Origin of the sequence: Hymenobacter sp. UV11, from assembly GCF_004684095.1 — a bacterium.
Taxonomy (GTDB): Bacteria; Bacteroidota; Bacteroidia; order Cytophagales; family Hymenobacteraceae; genus Hymenobacter.
In genome coordinates this window covers 320046-339644 of sequence record NZ_SRII01000007.1, presented here as the reverse complement: position 1 = coordinate 339644, position 19599 = coordinate 320046, and the positions used below count along the sequence as shown (strand labels likewise).

Sequence of the window (19599 nt, the reverse complement as noted above, 5' to 3'; positions counted from 1 at the left end):
CCCGTTGCGGGCGGCCGGTACCAGCCGGCCGCCCGCAACGGGCCTTCTTTCCCTCACCCTACTCCTGACCCTCTCTCCATGTTAAAGTTATATAGAACTTTCCGCCACACTTTTGCCTACGGCTTGGTGCTGAGCGCCATTGCCTTATCGTCCTGTAAAAAGGAAGATATAAGCAGCTGCGGCGGCACGCCGGGTATCATGACCGTATCGGCCACGACCAGCCGCTCGACTGCCGTGACCACGGGCAACCTGGCCGACTGGGTCATTATCCAGGGCAGCAACTTTTGCAGCGTCAGCAGCGTGGCCTTCAACGACGTAGAAGCCGACCTGAAAAATGCCTACATCACCCCGAACGAGATTACCTTGCAGGTACCGCGGGTGGTGCCCAAAAACGTAACCAACACCATCACGGTCACCACGGCCGGCGGCACGGCCCAGGCCAAGTATACCGTGTCTATTCCGCCCCTGGCCGTGACGGGCATGTCCAACGAGTACGCGCTGGCGGGTGAGAAAGTAGGCCTGGCCGGACAAAACTTTGACCTCTACGGCGTTACTGCTGCCACGGGCAAAGTATACTTTAATACTACGGCGGTAGCTATCACCAAGGCCACGCCCGATTCCGTCTACTTTATAATGCCAGCCGGGGTAGCAGTGGGTGCCGTTATTAAAGTAGCAGGAACCAACAACTTCGAAAAACAGGCTACCTTCCGCTACAAAGACGACCGGAATATTCTCTTCAACTACGATAAAAATGGTAGTGTGTGGGGCGGCACCGACTTTATTACCTCGGGCGCCGCGCCGGGCTCTATCAGTGGCGCCTACCTCCGCGTGAACCAAAGCATTGCTGCCTGGACCTGGACGGAGGTGAGCGCCAACAATAACATTGTAATTCCGGCCGATGCGCTAGCCAAGCCCGGCAACTACCTGCTGAAGTTCGAGATGAATACCCTCAAGCCGTTCACTACCAATACTCTGCGCATAGCAATTGATGGTGACCCCGGCGGAAACCCTCCCGTTAATACCTACCTCTGGCATCCTACTACCCCCTTCAGCACTGGCGGCAAGTGGCGCACCCGCAGCGTCAAACTGAGCGATTTTCTTACCAAAACAGACCCCACTAAAGCTACTCACGAGGTTCGCGTCATCATCTTTGACGGCGACGCGCTGGAGGCAGATATGTCCTTCGACAACTTCCGGATTATACCGGTCAATTAGGTTCTTAGCCTAACTGGGCACAGTATTTTAGCTCTACTACCGTGCGTTGCTAGCGCCGTCGGCCCCAGGCCGGCGGCGCTTTTGCGTGGGGGCTCTGGTGGTTTGCACGGCGCATAGCCGCCTACCCCACCTCACTCGGGCCAAGCCAGCACCTTAGCCAAAAGGAGCTGGCTGACCGCCCCAAGTATTAGGTGTTGATGTTATGCAGGCGGGTCGTTCTAACGTGCGCCTCACCCCCTAGCCCCCCCCTCCGAAAAGGAGAGGGGAACTAGCACTAGTTTTATAATTCAGTATAAATTACTGATTTTTATGATTTTAAGCTAAAAACAGTTCCCATCTCCTTTTTGGAGAGGGGGTTAGGGGGTGAGGCGCACACGGAGGCAGACAAGAACTGCGTAACATCAGTTAGGTGTTGATTAACTTTGCATTTCAAAGTAGTAGTAAAAACAAAGCTTTAACTGGGCACCTCGCCCTACCCCTGCTTGTTAGCGCAGCCTATGGAATATTTCGTGGCCCAAAGCTCCATCGTGCGCCGCATCTGGGGCACCTCCGATACGGTACTCTTCATCTTTGCCGGGGCGGCGGCCGAGTTTGCCCTTAACAAAGCTGTGGACTGGCTCTACTTCACCGGGCGGCTGCCGGCCGACCCGCTGGGCCGCCTATTTTCGACGGTGGACTACTCGCGGCGCATCCTGTTTTCGGACCAGGCCGGCGCCGAGCGGGCCATTGCCAGCATTGCCGCCATTCACGGCGCGGTGGAGGCCAGCCGGGGCCAGCGCATTCCGGATTGGGCCTACCGCGACGTGCTGTACCTGCTCATCGCGTATTCCATCCGGGCCTTCGAGCTGCTGGAGCGGCCCCTCACGCCGGCCGAGTGCGGGGAGATAGTGACCGTGTTTGGCCAAGTGGGCCGGGGCCTGGGCATCCCCGATTTGCCAGTTTCCTACCCCGCCTGGCAGGCCGACCGCGCCCGCCACCTGGCCACCGACCTGGAGCTAAGCGCCTGCACCACCGACCTGTACCGGCAGTACCGCAAGCACCTGGGCGGCCCGCGCTACTGGCTGCTGCGCGGGGTGCAGGGCCTGGTGTGCCCGCCCACCGTGCGCCGGCAGCTGGGCCTGGGCACGGGCGCGTGGCTGCGGCCGGCGCTGGCTTTTTACCGCGCCACGAAGCAGCTGGCCGTGAGCCAGTGGCTGAAAAACGCCATGCTGCCCACCGAGTACGCGGCGCGCATTCGGGCGCTGGATGAGGTGCCGGCGCTGGCCCGCCCGGCCGCCGCTCCAGTCGCCTACCCCCCTCCCGCGCCTGAAGCGCCGGTAGCCTCTTGCCAATGACCCGCTTCCATTACCGTTATTTCCTGCTTGCGGCCGGGCTGCTGGCCCTGGAAATCTGCATTGCCCGCTTTGCCCACGACCGCTTCGTACGGCCTTACGGGGGTGATTTTCTAGCCACTATTCTACTTTATTGTTTGCTGAAGAGCGTCTGGCCAGCCCCGGCGGGCCGGGTAGTGGCGGTGGCGTTGCTGGTTTCCTACGCCATCGAGGTGGCGCAGCTGGCGCACCTACTTAGCTGGCTGGGCTGGCAGCATTCGCCGGCGGCGCGACTGGTGCTGGGCAGCCAGTTTGAGTGGGGCGATATGCTGGCGTATACGCTGGGGGCGGCCTTAGTGCTGGGGCTGGAGCAGGTGCGCGGACGGCGCACAGCGCGGGATTTGAGCGAGCAGTGAGGCTATCAGTAGGAAAGACTACTGCTAAACAAGGTTGCATGAGGAGGGCAGAATTTTACTAAAATTATTTGCCAATTTTTTTAGTAATTATCATTTATACCGTCCATCTTTGCCAAACCAAAACGGCATACTTCCCTACCCCATCTACCTCTTCCTCCTTTCTGAGCTATGTCAGAAATAACCTACGCCTACGCCCAGCCATCGGCCCTACTGGCTACTGCTGCTGGTAATTCGCTGCAACTCGCAGCTTATGCCGAAGAGGCACCGGCCGGCGGCGCGGCTTGCTTTTTTCGGGGGCAGCTACGCGACGCGTGGCTGGCGGCGCGGGGACTAAGCACATTAGCCAAAGTGGTGGCCGCGCGGTTCGTGCCGCTGGGCGCGGTGCTGCGCGACCCTATCGTGACGGCCGGTGCGGGGCAGCTGCGCTTCGAGGCGTTTTCGTCGTGCAACGGCGTGTACGCCCGCCTCGACCTGGGACCGGCCGCGCTCGACGGCGAGTTTGTGGCCAGCGGTACCACCAACGTCGATTTCAACGAGCCGATGGTGAATGCGCTGGCCCGCATTGGCCGCCACGAGCCGGTGGGCCTGGCCGTGGGCCAGCAGGCCGTGGCCCTGACCCGCGCCACCGGCACCGTCACCGAGCGCAAGGTGGCCCTACCCCTGCGCTGGCTCAAGGGCCTTACCGCCGCCCAGGGCTACCTGGCTCAGATGGAGGAGCGCCTGCGCCTCGGCCGCGCCCAGGCGGCCCAGCTGCTGCACAGCCTGCCGGCCGGCGCGGCTAAGGCTGATATGTTCCTCACACTGCGCGGGGCGCGGCCGCATTTTGGGCTGGTGCCGGCGCCGGGGGCCATGCGGGTGGGCGGCGCGCACCGCCTGCGCCTGCTCGACGGCCTGCTGCCGCTGGCCCAGGCCGCCCGCCTCTACGCTACCCCCGACGGCCAGGCCAGCGCCGTAGTGCTGGAGCTAGGGGGCGGCCACGAGTTTCTGCTGGCGCTGTCGGCGGCGGCCAACCGGGGCTTTTCGGGTGAGGGAACCCAACTGAGAGAGCTGCTCAACGAGCTGCCCGCCGAGTGGCTGGCGGGAGCCAACTACCTGTTTCGGGCCAACGAAGCCTTCAACCCGACCTTGTTCGGGCTGGCCCACGACCTGGCGCCCGATACCGTGGCACGGCTCTGCGCCAGCCTCTCGGCCATGGGCCTGCTGGGCTTCGACCTTACGGAAAATCAGTATTTCTACCGCCGCCTGCCCTTCCGCACCGACCGCATCTTGCAGCTCAACCCGCGCCTCAAAAACGCCCGCGCCCTACTCGCCGCGCCCGACGAGGTGCAGCTGGTGGGCGTGGGCCCTAGCGGCCGCACCGAGGCCCGCGTGCGCGGCACCGACGTGTGGCACACCGTGCTGGTGGGCGGCCCCGAGCCCCCGCGCTGCACCTGCCAGTGGTTTACCGCACACCAGGGCCAGCGCGGGTTGTGCAAGCACGTGTTGGCCGCGCAGCTGCGGTTTGGGTAAGGAGGAAATCACAATCATATTTCACTAACAGACAGAATATTATTAATTATAAAAATGCTACCTACTGTCGAAATTTTTGAGCAAATCATCCTCCATCAAAGCGCAGCAGAATTAGTACCCTTTCTGTTAGCGCTTGACAAACAAGGAATAGTAGCTATCCGCAAACGGGTTCAAACCCTGGCAAGCGAGCTAGAAGATATTAGGCAGAAAGGGGAACAACATTGGGAGAAAGGCCCAACTCAGTTACAGCAATCTTTATTTTTTTTAACACGCTTGGCGACTTACTCTAAAAAAGAAGCCTTGGCACCGCCTTTTGCCAACAGCTTATGGGTACTAAGTCGGCCATCGGTTTCTACTTCTACAAGTGGGTTCTTGCCACTCAATGAGCTAACGGATTATGCTTGCCAACTGCTGGTTCACCGGCGGCCCGAATGGCTGGATACTTGGCTAGGCAATACTGCGGATAGTCGCTCCTTAAGAAGCTTGAATTTTGACTTTTTACTGAAGTTAGAATCAAGTGCGCTCATTGTACCAACCGCCAAGCTGTTAGCCCTGTCAGGCGTTACAGAGTTGTCTAATTATGGCAAAGAGGCCAATACACTATGGCAATTACATGGCTACTTAAAAGCGGGAGTTAAGCTTACCAATAGCCAGCTGACAGACCTAACTCAACTCACTAAATTCTTTCCCTGGCTCCGTGAAGGCGAGTTATTACCTGCCATTGAAGACCTTATTCTTGAGCGTATTAAGCGCAATAAAGATTTGCTCGAACGAAGTGTTCCGTATTTTTTTGAGTTTGACACGGAAATTAATTGGGGATTTGCCCAAACTGTAGACCACATAGATAGAAAATGGATTACGTGGCACGAGATGCTTGCTCGCCTCACCGCCACCCACCACCTCGACCGCGCCGATATCCTCACGCGGTGCCTGCTGGCGCTGCGCCGCGACTTTCGCCGCCCGCTGCTGACGTGGTTTAAGGAGCTGTTTGTGAGCCTGCAGCCCACGCGGGCCGAGCGCCTGGCCCGCCAGGCCGAGCTGACGGAGCTGCTGGCTCACCCGCTGCCGCTGGTGGTCAATCTTGCCATCGAGCAACTCAAAGACGTATGGCCGGAGCCGGGGTTTGCCCTGGCTCCGTTGCTGCACTACGCCGATACCCTGCTGCTGCGGCCCGACCTCAAAACCGGCCTCAAAACGCTGCTCGCCGGCCTGGCCAAGCTACCCAGGCAGGATGCCGCCCACGCGCCCGCCGTGGCCCGGCTGCTGGCCGCCGCCCTCGCCCACCCCGACGCCACCGTGCAGGAGCGCGCCGCCAAAGGCCTGGCCGACCTGCTGGCCGCCAAAAAGCCGCTCCTACCCCCCGCCGACACGACCGAAACCCTCGCCACGCTGGCCGACCAGGCCGAGCTGCTGGGCGCCGCCGCCCGCACCGCGCTGGCGCCCTGGCTGGCGGCCCCTACCCCCGCGCCCGCCGCCGACGCCCCTGCAGCTTATGCCCCGCGGACGCAGTTCGTGCCGGATATTTCGCCCGCCACGGCCATCGCGCCGGTAGCCGACTGGCACGAGCTGCTGTTCCTCACCGGCCAGGTGCTGCGCCACGACGCCCCCGCCGCTCTGGAGCGCTGGCTCGATGGCCTGCTGCGGCTGCACGAGCAATTGCCCGAAGGCTACGCGGCGCAGCTGGAGCCGTATCTGGTGCAGGCGCTGCCGTTTTTGCAGGGTAAGAGCGGGGCGCAGGCCGAGGCTATTTTGGCGGGCAACTCGACGCAGGGGCACGCCGGGTTGGCTGAAGCACTGCTGCTGAGCTGGCACGCGGGGTTTCGGCGGTTGCGCGTAGCCAAAGTGCCGCTGCTTGGCCGCCACCTGGCTAGCGACCCGCTGGTGACGCTGGAACAGCAGCGCCTCAGCTTTGCCGAAGAGTTGTTGCACCGGGGCATAAGCCTGCCCCTACTGAGCACACCCAGCCACGCACCTTATTGGGTAACACCTACTGCTTTAATAATCCGCCTATTAGCTTATGAGCAAGCCCAGCAGGAACCCAATGCCGCCGACCTGGTGGTGGCCTTGGCCCGCACTGCCCACGCCTACCCCGCCGAAGCCGAGGCGGCACTCACCAAGCTCCCTGAACTGCGCCACGAGGGCCTACGCGAGCTTCTGCACTGGCTGCTGAGCCCGGATGCGGCGGCGCTGCCGGCCACGGTGGGCAACCCAAAATCCCTGCTTCGGCAATTTACCGAACGGCTGGCGCGCTTGCTGCCGGGCGCAGTGGCGCTACCAAGCTCCATCACGGAGGCCCTACCCTGGCTATGGGCCGTGGCCGCCCGCACCAAATATCCGGAGGGCAATTTTCCAGAGCTAACTGGCCTGACACCAAATGCCTGCCCTGGCGTAGTGCAGCCGTGGCAGCCCCGCTGGGAATTGCAGGCGCAGGCTAAATCCTACGTTGACAAGTGGAAGCCCGGCCAGCCTACCATCACGGAGCGCTGGACGAAACTGCGCCTGCTACCAGCCGGTGCGCCCGGCGCCCTGCCCAATAGCCTACTGCTGTATTCGGCCCACGCTACACAGTTGCTGACTCAGCAACCCTACTGGCACCAGTTGGCATTGGCTTTCGAATATCCATTTTTGCAGGCGCTGCTGCCTCACTACCCAGCCCCGCTGCAGTGGCACGCCTTGCGGGTGGCCGCCGTACGCAATGAAGCCGATGCTACCAGCCGCGATATCCTTACCCAGGCTCTACACGGCCTATTGCTGCCGGGGACGGCGCTCGATGAGCCCGCCTCCTTGCTGCTGGCCGTGGGCCTAGTGCACTACGCCCCCACCTGCCGGGCGCTGGCCCAAGAGGTTTTGCTTGCTGCCGTAGTCCATCAGCGCCTCGTGCCGACCGCGCTGGGCCGGGCGTTGGGCCAGCTGCTAGCCGCCGATTACGCCCCGGTAGCGCGCTTGGCCGATGCGTTGCCCCAGCTCCGCGCCATCTCGCCCGAAGCAGATGATGCCCTGCGCCAAACGCTCGATGTCTTGCTGCCCGAGCTGCCGGCCCTCCCCCCCCGCAACCTGCGCAAGCTGCTCGAAGCCTACGCCGACCTCGTGGCCCGCACCGGCCGGGCGGTGCCGCCGGCTGTGCAAGGCCGCTTGGCTGACTGGAGCCAAACGGCTACGCTCAAGAAGATTACGGCCAGCTTACGGCAGCCCGTGTAGCAACGCGACCCTTCGCGTCTCGCCGTTGAACGATGACACTCGAACGAAGGAGCCCAACTGGCGCGGGCACCGAGACGCGAAGGGTCGCGTCGCTACCATCCTAACCTTGGCGGGATATACCCCTACCCCCCCGCCAGGAAGCTAGCTAGGTAGGGGGCGGTGCGGCTGGCTTTGGATTGCGCTACTTCGGCGGGCGGACCGGCGGCCACGATGCGGCCGCCTTCGTCGCCGGCGCCGGGGCCCACGTCGATAACCCAGTCGGAGCCGGCCACCACGCGCATATCGTGCTCCACTACCAACACCGAGTGGCCGCCCTCGACCAGACCGTTGAGCTGGGTGAGGAGCTTTTCGACGTCGGCGGGGTGCAGGCCGGTGGTGGGCTCGTCGAGCACGTAGAGGGTGTGGGCGCGGGCCTGGCGCTGCAACTCAGTGGCGAGCTTGATGCGCTGGGCCTCGCCGCCGCTGAGCTCGGTGGCCGACTGGCCGAGGCGCAGGTAGCCCAGGCCCACGTCGCGCAGCACGGTGAGGGCGCGGCGCACGCTGGGCTCGTCTTCGAAAAAAGCCCAGGCCTCGTCCACGGTCAGGCGCAGCACGTCGGCCACGTTCTTGCCCTGGTAAGTGATTTCGAGGGTTTTGGCATTGTAGCGCGCGCCGTGGCAGGTGGGGCAGGGCGAATACACGCTGGGCAAAAACAGCAGCTCGACCATCACGAAGCCCTCGCCCTGGCAGGTTTCGCAGCGGCCCTTGGCCACGTTGAAGGAGAAGCGGCCGGCGTCGTAGCGCCGTTTTCGGGCCTCGGGCGTGGCCGCGAAGAGCTTGCGCACGTGGTCAAACAGGCCGGTGTAGGTAGCCATATTGGAGCGCGGCGTGCGGCCAATGGGCTGCTGGTCCACGCGCACCAGGCGCTTCACCAAGTCGAGTCCGGCTGTAATTCTGCCTTCGGCAGCCGCGCCCTGTTCGGCCAGGTCGAGGATTTCTTCGGCGGTTTCGCCCACACTGGCTTCGGCTTCGTCGCGGCCCATCCCCAGCGCTTCGCTTACCAATTCTATCAATACCTGGCTAACAAGTGTTGACTTACCCGAGCCCGACACACCCGTTACAGTTGTAAACACCCCTAGTGGAAATGTAGCATCGAGGCCGCGCAGGTTGTGGCGGGTGGCGCCGGCCAGCTGCAGCCAGCCCGCCGGCTTACGCGGGGTGCGGGGGGATAGGGCAGCTTGGTCGAGCAGGAATTTGCGGGTTTGGGACTCGGCCACGTCGGCCAGGCCGGCGGGCGGGCCGCTGTAGAGAATCTGGCCGCCTTGCTCGCCGGCGGCGGGGCCTACATCTACGAGCCAGTCGGCGCGGCGCACCACGTCGAGGTTGTGCTCCACTACGAAAAGTGAATTACCGGCTCTTTTGAGGCTGTCGAGCGCTTTCAGCAGCGCCTGGGTATCGGAGGGGTGCAGGCCAGCCGAGGGCTCATCGAGCACATATACTACGCCGAACAAATTGGAATAGAGCTGAGTAGCTAGCCGCAGGCGCTGTAATTCGCCGGGCGAGAGCGTGGGCGTGCTACGCTCCAGGGCCAGGTAGCCGAGGCCCAGGTCGAGCAGTACTGCGAGGCGGGCGCACAGGTCCTGAGTGATGCGGCGCGTCACTTCGGCCTGCTCGGGATGGGCCGCGTCGTGCTTTTGGGCGGTGGCCGTGCCCTCCGCAAAGGGGCGCAGCCGGGCCGCCACCTGCTGGAGGGGTAGGCGCGCCAGGTCGGCAATATCAAGGCCGGCGAAGGTGACGCTCAGCGACTCGGGGCGCAGGCGCTTGCCGTGGCAAAGCGGGCATTCCTGGCTCAGCATGTACTGCAATACGCGCTTTTTCATGAGCGCGCTTTGGGTGTTTCCAAATGTATACAGCACGTGTCGCCGGACGCTCGAAAAGGTACCCATGTAGTTGGGCTGCTCTTTTCTTTTCAGCGCCCGCTGGGTTTCGGCGGGCGAGTAGCCGGGGTACACGGGCACCACGGGCTGCTCGTCGGTGAAGAGAATCCAGTCGCGCTCCTTTTGGGGCAGGTCGCGCCAGGGGCGGTCCACGTCGTAGCCCAGCGTGACTAAAATATCGCGCTGGTTCTGGCCGCCCCAGGCCTGGGGCCAGGCCGCAATGGCCCGCTCGCGGATGGTGAGCGAGGGGTCGGGCACCATCGAGTCTTCGGTTACTTCATATACCCGGCCCAGGCCGTGGCAGCGCGGGCAGGCACCCTCGGGCGTATTAGCCGAAAAGCCTTCGGCGTAGATAATGCCCTGGCCTTTGGGGTAGTCGCCGGCCCGCGAGTAGAGCATCCGCACGAGGTTGGAGAGCGTGGTGACCGAGCCCACCGACGAGCGCGTGGTGGGCGCGCCGCGCTGCTGCTGCAAGGCCACGGCCGGCGGCAGCCCATCGATGCTATCGACTTCGGGCACCGATAATTGGTGAAAAAGCCGCCGTGCGTAGGGCGACACCGACTCCAGGTAGCGCCGCTGGGCCTCGGCGTAGAGCGTGCCAAACGCCAGGCTCGACTTGCCCGAGCCCGACACGCCGGTGAAGACGACTAAGGCATCGCGCGGGATATCGACGTCGATATTTTGGAGGTTGTGCTCGCGGGCGCCGCGCACGCGCACAAAGCCGGGGGTAGGGAGGGGGAGATTGGTAGTACCAGGCATAGACAGGAAAGCGGTGCAACGCGCCGCTGGCCGTTACTACGCAATATGCAGGGGCAACATCTACCGCTGCCCGCACAAATACCAGTGTTCCCTACCCCCCACCAGCGGCTACGGGTGCCCTGTTGTGCAGCGTTTTGCTGATAAGCTTAGGGTTATCGCTATCGAGCTGATATACGGCCCGGTAGTGCCCCTGGTGGCCGGCGCACCCATAAACTGCGCGGCTTTGGCGGCCGCGGCCGCGTCGGGGGCGGGTAGGGCGCGGGAGTAGCCTGGGCGTGGGCGGTGGCGCAGGTGGCCAGTAGCAGGCCCGTGGCCAGCCAGGAAAGCTAAGACTTCATACGAAGAAAAGGAAGGGGGTAAGACAAGCGGCCGCAAAGCTACCGGCAGCCGAAAGCTACGGGCAGCCCACCACTTTTTGGCTAGGCTTGGTGCCGTGTACATTTGGCCCGGCGCGAGCTGTTCTTGCGCGCACTTGCCATGACCAGATTCTTACTCGGCGGCCCTGCCCTGCTCCACGCGCTGGCGCTGGGTGGCCCCGCGCGCCAGCAGCTGCTAGGCCAGGGGGCCAGCACCATCACGCTGCTGGTCCTCAACCAGGCGCCCTGCACCGTGCCTACCCCCCGCACGGTTATCCAAGCCAAGCTGGCTTACCACCTGGCCGCGGGCGAGCAGTCGGACTATGGCTTTGCCGTTTCCATTAAGTTTCAGACCACTACCCCCGGCCGCACTTATTCGGAGGGGGAGCTGGGCATTCGGGAGATAACGCGGCGCAGCGATACGCTCACCATTCGCTACCCGCTGGCCGCCGTTTGGGCCGATGCCCGCCTGCGCCGGCCCATCACCTGCTATTTCTACCTGCACCGCAACACCGCGCCCGGCCGCAGCCGCGTCGTGGCCCAAACGCCGGCCATCATTTTTCAGGAATGTCAATAGCCCATGTCTGCTAAAACGCTGCTCCTTGCCCTGCCGCTGCTGGCCGCCTGCACCCGCGCCGCGGCGCCCACTACCCCCACCGCGCGCGCCGAAGCGGCGGCCTACTACCCCGCGCCCGGCGCCGGCTGGCAGCACCACGCCCCAGCCACCGAAGGCCTCGACCCGGCCCGGCTGGCCGAGGCCGTGGCCTTCGCCCAAACCCAGGAAACCACCCAGATGACGCCTGACTTCTCCACGCAGGAGGAGATTTTTGGCAAGCTGCTCGGGCCCATGCCCACCAGCCGCGCCGCCACCAACGGCCTGGTGCTGCGCCACGGCTACATCGTGGCCGAATGGGGCGATACCGAGCGCCCCGACCCCACCTACAGCGTGGCCAAGAGCTACCTCTCCACCATTCTGGGCATTACCCTCGACCGGGGGCTTATCAAGGATATGCACGAGCCGGTGGCCGATTACGTGCACGACGGCGGCTATGACTCGGCGCATAACCGCCTTATTACCTGGGAGCACCACGCCCGCCAAACCAGCGAGTGGCAGGGTGAGCTGTGGGGTAAAAATGCCGATTTTATCGGCCACGAGGCCTTTGGCCAGGGCGAGCGCAAGCCCCGCCCGCTGCAAGCGCCGGGCTCCTACTTCGAGTACAACGACGTGCGCATCAACCGGTTGGCGCTGTCGCTGCTGCGGGTGTGGCAGCGCCCGCTGCCCGAGGTGCTGCGCACCGAAGTGATGCAGCCCATCGGAGCCTCCGCCACCTGGCAGTGGATGCCCTACCCCACCGCCGTGGCCGAAGTCAATGGCCTGCCAATGCCCTCAGTGAGCGGCGGCACGCGCTGGGGCGGCGGCCTGCGCATCAGCGCCCGCGACGAGGCCCGGCTGGGCTACCTCATGCTGCGGCGTGGGCGCTGGGGCCGGCGCCAGGTGGTGTCGCCGGGCTGGGTGGCGCAGGCCACCGCGCGCGGCCCCGTTGGCCCCGACTACGGCTACCTCTGGTGGCTCAACACCGCGCAAAAAGCCTGGCCCGATGCTCCAGCGGACAGCTACGCCGCCCTGGGCGCGGGCCAGAATACCATCTGGGTCGACCCGGTGCACGATATCGTGGTGGTGTGGCGCTGGCACAACGGCAACCCCAACGAGCTGCTGAAACGGGTGCTGGCGGCGGTGCAGCCGTAGCTTTCGGCTAATATATTCTTCCCGCCCTACCCCCTCTCGCGTTGCTAATGGCTTCTTCCGCAGCTTTTCCCGTTACCATTTTGCTGCACGGCGGGTCGGGCCGCTTGCATCCGGCTGGCACGCCTTTTTTGCAGCAGGCTGCTTATAACGAAGCCCTTACGCAGGCTACCGAGGCCGGCTACGCGGTGCTGGCCCAGGGCGGCAGCAGCCTCGCTGCCGTGGAAACCAGCCTGCGCCTGCTCGAAGACTGCCCCTTGTTTAATGCCGGCCGGGGCGCGGTATTTTCGCACGCCGGGGTAAATGAGCTGGACGCCGCCCTGATGGACGGGGCCACCCTGCGCGCCGGGGCCGTGGCCGGCGTGCGCACGGTCAAAAACCCCATTTCAGCGGCGCGGGCCGTGCTGGAGCGCTCGCCCCACGTGCTGCTCACGGGCGCCGGGGCCGACGAGTTTGCCGCCGCTACCGGCCTCGAGCTGGCCCTACCCCCCTGGTTTCGCACCGAGGAGCGCTGGCAGCAGTTTGAGGCGCTACGGCGGGGCCAGGCGCCGGGGGCCAAATTCGGTACCGTGGGCGCCGTGGCCCTCGACCAGGCCGGGCACCTGGCGGCCGGCACCTCCACGGGCGGCATGCTGAATAAAAAGTATGGCCGGGTGGGTGACTCGCCCCTCATCGGGGCCGGCACCTACGCCAACGCGGTGTGCGCCGTGTCGGGCACCGGGCACGGTGAATTTTTCATTCGCTACACCGTGGCCCACGACATTGCCGCACTCATGGAGTACCGGGGCCTGTCGGTACAGGCAGCGGCCGAGTTGGTTATTCACCAGAAAGTGGCCCCGGCGGGCGGCCTGGGCGGCGTTATCGCCCTCGATGCGCAGGGCAATATGGCCATGCCCCACAGCACCGAAGGCCTGTTCTGGAGCTACCGCAGCGCCGACGGGCGGGCGGCGACCAATGTGTGCAATATGGTAATTGAGTAGGATTAGTAGTAGTCACAAAGTGCAGTTGCGCTAAACACGTGTTGGTTAGAGCAGTTTCGGGGTAAGTGCATGTGTTATCAGCGGCGGGCTGCCGGCTTTTGGGCCGGCTGTTCGCTTACGGTGCGCGCCGTCCGTTCAACGATGAGCGGACAGCCGGCCCAAAAGCCGGCAGCCCGCCGCTGACACTGGTTCCGGAACCGCTGCAGGTGCTTGATGTGGGTCCCAGGTTGGCTGGCTAAGCTCATCTTGGCCGTAATTTGCAACTGCATTTCCTGCTATTTAATCTTTAAATAAGACTGTGCTGTCCAGCTTAGCGGCGGCTATTTTTCGTCTTCTACCCCCATGAGAGAACTCAAAGGGCTGACCGGCCTGCGGTTTCTGGCCGCGTTCTACGTGTTTGTGTTTCATTTTGACATGCCGCACCGCACCCCGCTCACGTACCTGCCGAGCCGCGTGGAGGCGCTCATCCAGGAAGGCCGGCTGGGCGTGTGCGTCTTCTTTGTGCTGAGCGGCTTTGTACTCACCTACAGCCACTTGCGAGACTACCCAACCGCCGATTTACCGAGCTGGCGCTATTATATGGGGTTTCTTTATAAGCGACTGGCGCGCATTTACCCGGTTTTTTTTGTGGGCTTGGTGAGTTGCCTACTCATCAGCCAATGGCAGGGCACGCGGCCCTCGCTGCTGCTGGTGGGGCTCAGCGCCACATTTCTGCAAACGTACATTCCGCGGGTATCCATGCAGTGGTATGACATGGGGGCGTGGTCGGTGGCAAATGAGTTTTTCTTCTACCTCCTCTTCCCGCTGCTGCTGCCCTTGCTGCTGCGCCTGCAACAACGCGGCTTGTTAGTAGGGCTGCTGGTGGGGCTGGCGCTGCTGAGCACCGGGCTGGGGCTAGGGCAATGGCTGCGCCCCGGCTTGTTTCGCTACGAGCTGGTGTTTGCATTTCCGCCCAGCCGCCTCCCCGAATTTGTGGCCGGTATGGTTGGCGCGCTGCTGGTGATGCGCCAAGGCTGGCGGGTGCCGGCCAGGGCCGCGGTGGCGCTGCTGCTGCTCACGGCGGGCTACCTGGCCTGGGCGGGGCCGCTCACAGAAGGCCGCCTCACGCACCATTGGCTGGTGGTGCCCACGGTGGTAGTACTGCTGGTAGTACTGGCCCAGCCCCAGCAGAGCCGGGCTTTTGCGTGGCTAAGCAGCCGGCCCATGCAGTACCTGGGGCACATTAGCTACAGTTTCTACATTGCGCAGCTACCCCTGGTATTTTTGCTCGACCCGCTTTGGCAATCGGGCCGCCTGCGCCACACCGACTGGTGGGTGGCCCCGGTCGCGCTGCTGGCCAACCTGCTGGGGGCGGTGCTGCTGCACGAGCTGGTCGAGAAAAAAGCCCACGCTTACCTGCTCACCCGCTACCACGCCTACGTGGGCCGGGGCCGGCTGGTAGCCACGGGAACTCAGGCCGGGTAAGCTTCTTCTGCGGCCTACCCCCCCACCCAGCCGCCACCCGCGCGCACGCGCTCCAGCAGCGCCGCGTGGTGCGGGGCGCGGCTCAGCACCAGCTCATTGCCAAGCAGCACCAGCTGCTGCCGCGCCCGCGTCACGGCCACGTTGAGCTTGCGGTCCACCTGGCCAGTTTCGTCGGGCGAAACCATATTTTCCAACTGGTGCTCGTGGTGACAGCAGAAACTCACAATTATCACCTCGCGCTGCGAGCCCTGGTAGCGCTCCACGGTATCGACGCTGACCTGGGCCAGTTGCGGCAAATCATACTCCTGGGCCAGCTGGGATAACCTAGCCCGGATGCGGGCCGCCTGGTTGCGGTAGCTGGCAATAATGCCCAGGGTGGCGTCGGGGTCGAAGGCCGGGCCATAGCCCTGAACTACTTGCAGGGCGGCACGGGCGGCCAGCTCGGCTTCCTGGCTCGATTCTTTTTGCGAAAAGTCGTCGGGCTGGCGGCGGGTGGGCACGAACACGAGCCGCTGGCGGCGCAGCGCCGCGCCGAAGGCATCGGCCGGGTTGGCGGGCGCGGCCCAGGCGCTGGGGTTGAGGCTGGCGTGCTGCCAGGGACTCGGGCTGCGCAATTGGCCGCCATAGAAGTCGTCGTTGACGAGCGCGGCCAGCTCGGCGTGGGCGCGGTACTGGTTGGCCAGCGTGCCGTGGGCGTAGGGCCACTGCGCCTCGGCCCGCCGAAACAGGCGCTCGAAATACGAGTTGCGCAGGTTGGTGAGGCCCAATTGCTCACGCAATAGCTCAGCCACGGCGGGGGCCACGGCGCTGGTTTCGGTTTCCTGGGTCACCACGGCGGGCAGCTGGCGGTGGTCGCCGATGAGGATAAATTTCTTGGCTTTCGCTAATAAAGCCAACATGGGGCCTTCGAGCACCTGGCTGGCCTCGTCCACCACGGCCACGTCAAAATTCTTGAGCTGAAACAGCTCGGGCCGCCCCAGCAAGCTGCTAATGGTGCCCACGTAGAGCGGCGTGCTGGTGAGGCGCGCCCGCACCATCTGGCGGGTGGGCAGGTCGCGAATCATGTTATCCAGCAAATACGGCCGGTAGGCGGGCGAGGTACCCAGCCGCGAGCCGATGCGGATAAACGGCAAGCCGGCGTCAATCAATTGCTCGCAGATTTCGTCCACCGCGCGGTTGGTGTAGGCGGCCAGCAGCGTATTTTTATCGTCGGCCACGAGCCGAATAGCCAGCTCGCGCAGCACCGAGCGGGTTTTGCCGGTGCCGGGCGGACCGCAGAGCACAAACCAGTCGGGCGCGGCCAGGGCGCGGGCCACCACCTCGTCGGCCGCCGTGGCAGGGGTAGGACGGGCAGCATCCCAGCCCTCGGGCGGGCGCGGGCCGGTGCGGGCCAGCAGCTGGCGGCGGCGGGCCGGGGGCAGGCTCAGGAAGCTGGTCAGGCCGGCCCACTCGCGGCGGAAGGTGTCGTAGGTATCGGGCTCCATGGCCCAGTGCGAGTGGCCATGCAGGTAGCGCGGCGCCAGGCGGCGGTTGCGCACGGCCAGCACCACGCGGCCATCGGCGCCGAGGTCCTCGGCCAGGGTCACTTTAACCACCTGGGCATCAAGCACACTGAGCGAATGGGTGGCGGGCTGCATGGGCGCGTGGGCCTCAGCTTCCGCCTTTCTTCGGGGGTAAAGAATGAGCGTGTCGCCGGCCCGGAAATTCACCTCCCTACCCCCCGCCGGGCGCTGGAAGATGAGGTGCGGGCCCAGGCCGTCGCGGGCATCGTCGGGGGCGTTGCTGTGGTCTTCGATTAATTCGAGCTCATCGAGCAAGCTGAAATTCTGGTGCTTGCGGGCCTGGGGCAACAGCCACAACCCGGCCTGGCCGCCAGCGTCGCCGGGGCGGCCCTCGTCGCCGAGCAGGGCCAGGCGCATTTCGCGCGCCGCGAAGCGGGTCAGCTCCAGGCAGTAGGCGCGCTCGGTGCGGTCGGCGCTGCTCCAGACGTTGGCCGTTTTTTCGGCCTTTTCGCGGTTGAAGGGCGGCACGGCGGCCAGGTTGGGGCGCAGCACGGAGGCCAGCAGGGCGGCCGTCTGGCCGGGGCCGGTGGCGCGGGCCAATTGTAATTCGAGCCCTACTAATTGGTTGCGGGCGGCCAGCAACTGGTCCACGAGGGCCAGGTTTTGCAGCACCGGGCGCACGGCCGGCTGGTCCTCGGCGGCGTTGGAGTAGAGGATACTGGTGCGGCCCCGGCCGGCGGTTTCGCCATCGGCCCCAAATACTGATTCCAACAGTAAACGGTAGAGCTGGGCCTGGGCGGCGTGGTTGGTCCAGGGCTCGGCCACGGGCACTTTCACCGAGCTTTTGAGCTCCACCAGGTCGTAGCCGGTGGGGCTTTCGTGCAGCAGGTCGAGGCGACCTTGCAGGCCGTAGGTAGCCGACAGAAAAGTGGGTTCGAGGAAGCAGTCGGTCAGGCGCAGGGGCTGCTGCTGGTAGCCGCTGCGCGAGCTGGCCGCGAAGCCCTGCCGCTGCGCCTGCCGCAGCGTGCGGTGATGCCGGCGCAGGTCGTTCAGCAGCTCAGGCACGCCGGTACGGGTCTGAAACTCGGGCAACGTGCTCAACGTGAGAGGCTCGGCCCGAAAAAGCTTTTTGGTCAAAAAGTACTCCAGGTCGAAATCAGTACTTGGTGCTTGGGTTGCGGCGTCTGGTTCAGCAGTTAGCTCGTTCTCATTCCTAGCTTCCTCGCCAGTTGACAATTGATACTTGTTAACTGATACTTGACTGGCCGCGTGGCTCACCTCCTCGTCGAGCAGGCGGTTGACCAGGTTGCCCACTACCAGCGAGCGCGAGGTTTCATCGGGCAAAAACGACTTCAGCAAGGCCAGCTCGCCGAAGGTGCCGTCGCGCTGCGCACATTCGGCCAGGGTGGTTACGCTGATGAGGTAATCGGGCTCCAGCACCACGCGGCGCGGGCGCACGCGGCCATCGGGCAGCAGCACCGGGCCGATGAGGTTGAGCGCCGGGTGCAGCGCGGCGGCGGGCAGCAGCAGGTTCTCGTAGGCTTCGGGCAGCACCAATTGGAATGGGCCAGCCGGGCGGCCGTCGGCGGGCGTACTCATTTCGACGGTAATCGCGCCGCTGGCCAGGTCGGCGTGCACTACCTGCACCCGCCACACGGCGCGCGGGTCGGCGGCTTCGGGGACATCAGGCCGGGCGGGGGGGGTAGGGCCGGCGGGCCGCACCGCATCGAGCGCGGTGGGGGGGGTAGGGCCGGTGTAGGCCTCGCCGGTGAGGGCGGCGAGCAATTCGGCCACGGCCGCAAAGCCGGCGGCAACCTCGGCGGCGGTGCCGGGGTAGCTTTCGTGCAGCACCAGGTTGGCGGCCACGCGCAGGTCTTGCAGGCGCGCGCGCAGGCCGGGGTCCAGCTCCAGGGCGTAGCAGGCACCACCTATCGCCTGAAACAGGTTGCCAAACGGCGCCTTGCGGCGCTTGTAATCGGCCCGCAGCAGGCTTTCAAGCAGCTTGCGCAGGCGCGGCAGCTGGTCGGCGGGCGCGGCGGTGGGGTCGGCTAAAGCGGCGAGGCGGGCGTGGGGCGAATCAGACAAAACAGCGGGGCAGAAACTACCCTTAAAGGTAAGCCCAGACCGTAAAAATAGCTATGGCCGAATAATAGCCGAGCCACCAGCGGCCCCTACCCCACCGCCGACACCGGCACGGTATGCAAAATGAGCCACACCAGCTCGCGCAGAATTTCACCCTCGTCCATGCTGCCGCTCTCGATGCCCTTGCTCTGCGCGTCGGCCCGCCGGATGAGGTGAATGAGGTCGATGGTGCGCTCGGGGCTGAACTGGCGCTGGGCCAGCTGATACTCCTTCTGGGCAAACTTGTTGATGCCCATTTTCTGCATATCAACGTCCGAGGGGTTATTGCCGGCCTGGTGCAGCATGAGCAGGCGGGTGAAGAAGTTGAAGAGCAGCGTGAGGTTGGGAATCAGCGGGTTGGCCTTGGGGTTGGCGGCGAAATGCGTGAGAATGCGGTTGGCCTTCAGCACATCGCGCTGCACCAGGGCGCGCTGCAGCTCAAAAATATTATACTCCTTGCTGATGCCCACCATGCGCTGCACCAGGTCTTCGTCAATGGCCTGGCCGGCTTTCACGTTGAGCAGCAGCTTGTTTACTTCGTTGGCCAGCCGGCTCAGGTCGGCGCCGATGTACTCGGCCAGCAGGGCCGTGGCGCCGGGCGTAATCTGCTGCTTGCGGCTGCGCACGTAGCCGCCCAGCCACTGCGGCACTTGGTTGTCGTAGAGCTTTTTGCTCGTCATCAGGGCCACGCCGGGCGCGGTGGCCAGCAGCTTGCCCAGCTTCTTGCGCGAGTCGAGGGTTTTGTGCTTGTAGCAGAGCACGAGCACGGTGCTGGTGAGCGGGTTTTTGAGGTAGGCTTCGAGAAAAGGCCAGACTTTTTCGGTTTCCAAATCGGCCACGGCCTGCGCTTCTTTCACGATGACGACCGAGTAGTCGCTCATCATCGGGAAGCGCTTGGCCTGGCCCAGAATGCCCGAGGCGTCGGTGTCTTTGCCATAGAGCACCGTTTGGTTGAAGCTGCGCTCACTCTCGGGCAGCACCGCGCTTTCGAGTGCGTCGGCCACGGTATCAATGAAATACGGCTCCTCGCCCTGCAAAAAATACACCGGCTGAAACTGCCGCTGCTGCACTTGCTTAAGGATAGCGTCCGAATCGAGTATCAAGGAGAA

12 protein-coding genes are annotated in these 19599 nt (G+C 64.3%); 9 read left to right on the top strand and 3 right to left on the bottom strand.

Annotation, left to right across the window (positions count from 1 at the left end):
* Nucleotides 1–78: 78 nt before the first annotated feature.
* From E4631_RS15370 to E4631_RS15350, 5 genes are all read left to right on the top strand, one after another.
* Nucleotides 79–1215 (top strand): glycan-binding surface protein, encoded by a 1137-nt coding sequence (locus E4631_RS15370; RefSeq protein WP_133656413.1) that lies wholly within the window; start codon nucleotides 79–81, stop codon nucleotides 1213–1215.
* Between the two features lie 497 nt (nucleotides 1216–1712).
* Nucleotides 1713–2549 (top strand): oxygenase MpaB family protein, encoded by an 837-nt coding sequence (locus E4631_RS15365; RefSeq protein ID WP_133656414.1) that lies wholly within the window; start codon nucleotides 1713–1715, stop codon nucleotides 2547–2549.
* Nucleotides 2546–2941, top strand: a complete 396-nt coding sequence (locus E4631_RS15360; protein ID WP_133656415.1) for a DUF2809 domain-containing protein — start codon at nucleotides 2546–2548, stop codon at nucleotides 2939–2941. The genes E4631_RS15365 and E4631_RS15360 overlap by 4 nt, the downstream gene beginning before the upstream one ends.
* A gap of 168 nt (nucleotides 2942–3109) precedes the next feature.
* The gene (locus tag E4631_RS15355; RefSeq protein ID WP_133656416.1) at nucleotides 3110–4450 is read left to right on the top strand and encodes an SWIM zinc finger family protein; all 1341 of its coding nucleotides are present in this window, start codon (nucleotides 3110–3112) and stop codon (nucleotides 4448–4450) included.
* A 54-nt stretch (nucleotides 4451–4504) separates the two neighbouring features.
* Nucleotides 4505–7648: a DUF6493 family protein gene (locus tag E4631_RS15350; RefSeq protein ID WP_240734949.1), complete on the top strand. Its 3144-nt coding sequence runs from the start codon at nucleotides 4505–4507 to the stop codon at nucleotides 7646–7648.
* Nucleotides 7649–7770: 122 nt separating this feature from the next.
* On the opposite strand, the gene E4631_RS15345 is transcribed toward E4631_RS15350, so the two are convergent.
* Nucleotides 7771–10323 (bottom strand): excinuclease ABC subunit UvrA, encoded by a 2553-nt coding sequence (locus E4631_RS15345; protein WP_133656418.1) that lies wholly within the window; start codon nucleotides 10321–10323, stop codon nucleotides 7771–7773.
* A gap of 477 nt (nucleotides 10324–10800) precedes the next feature.
* On the opposite strand from E4631_RS15345, the gene E4631_RS15340 reads away from it, so the two are divergent.
* From E4631_RS15340 to E4631_RS15325, 4 genes are all read left to right on the top strand, one after another.
* Nucleotides 10801–11256, top strand: a complete 456-nt coding sequence (locus E4631_RS15340) for a hypothetical protein (RefSeq protein WP_133656419.1) — start codon at nucleotides 10801–10803, stop codon at nucleotides 11254–11256.
* A 3-nt stretch (nucleotides 11257–11259) separates the two neighbouring features.
* Nucleotides 11260–12426 carry a serine hydrolase gene (locus tag E4631_RS15335; protein ID WP_133656420.1) on the top strand — a complete coding sequence of 389 codons (1167 nt, stop codon included), beginning with the start codon at nucleotides 11260–11262 and terminating at the stop codon, nucleotides 12424–12426.
* A 47-nt stretch (nucleotides 12427–12473) separates the two neighbouring features.
* Complete coding sequence (locus tag E4631_RS15330) at nucleotides 12474–13403, top strand: isoaspartyl peptidase/L-asparaginase family protein (RefSeq protein WP_133656421.1); 930 nt, start codon at nucleotides 12474–12476, stop codon at nucleotides 13401–13403.
* Nucleotides 13404–13745: 342 nt separating this feature from the next.
* Nucleotides 13746–14867 carry an acyltransferase gene (locus tag E4631_RS15325; protein ID WP_133656422.1) on the top strand — a complete coding sequence of 374 codons (1122 nt, stop codon included), beginning with the start codon at nucleotides 13746–13748 and terminating at the stop codon, nucleotides 14865–14867.
* Between the two features lie 14 nt (nucleotides 14868–14881).
* Here the strand turns inward: E4631_RS15325 and E4631_RS26805 are convergent, their stop codons facing one another.
* The gene (locus tag E4631_RS26805; RefSeq protein WP_133656423.1) at nucleotides 14882–18454 is read right to left on the bottom strand and encodes an AAA domain-containing protein; all 3573 of its coding nucleotides are present in this window, start codon (nucleotides 18452–18454) and stop codon (nucleotides 14882–14884) included.
* Nucleotides 18455–18540: 86 nt separating this feature from the next.
* Nucleotides 18541–19593 (bottom strand): DNA polymerase III subunit delta, encoded by a 1053-nt coding sequence (gene holA / locus E4631_RS15315; RefSeq protein ID WP_133656424.1) that lies wholly within the window; start codon nucleotides 19591–19593, stop codon nucleotides 18541–18543.
* Nucleotides 19594–19599 lie beyond the last annotated feature (6 nt).

Coding starts and splice junctions, on each gene's coding strand:
- E4631_RS15325 (WP_133656422.1), top strand. CDS start 13,746: ATGAGAGAACTCAAAGGGCTGACCGGCCTGCGGTTTCTGGCCGCGTTC.
- E4631_RS15350 (WP_240734949.1), top strand. CDS start 4,505: ATGCTACCTACTGTCGAAATTTTTGAGCAAATCATCCTCCATCAAAGC.
- E4631_RS15355 (WP_133656416.1), top strand. CDS start 3,110: ATGTCAGAAATAACCTACGCCTACGCCCAGCCATCGGCCCTACTGGCT.
- E4631_RS15340 (WP_133656419.1), top strand. CDS start 10,801: ATGACCAGATTCTTACTCGGCGGCCCTGCCCTGCTCCACGCGCTGGCG.
- E4631_RS15335 (WP_133656420.1), top strand. CDS start 11,260: ATGTCTGCTAAAACGCTGCTCCTTGCCCTGCCGCTGCTGGCCGCCTGC.
- E4631_RS15360 (WP_133656415.1), top strand. CDS start 2,546: ATGACCCGCTTCCATTACCGTTATTTCCTGCTTGCGGCCGGGCTGCTG.
- E4631_RS15370 (WP_133656413.1), top strand. CDS start 79: ATGTTAAAGTTATATAGAACTTTCCGCCACACTTTTGCCTACGGCTTG.
- E4631_RS15345 (WP_133656418.1), bottom strand. CDS start 10,323: ATGCCTGGTACTACCAATCTCCCCCTCCCTACCCCCGGCTTTGTGCGC.
- E4631_RS15330 (WP_133656421.1), top strand. CDS start 12,474: ATGGCTTCTTCCGCAGCTTTTCCCGTTACCATTTTGCTGCACGGCGGG.
- E4631_RS15365 (WP_133656414.1), top strand. CDS start 1,713: ATGGAATATTTCGTGGCCCAAAGCTCCATCGTGCGCCGCATCTGGGGC.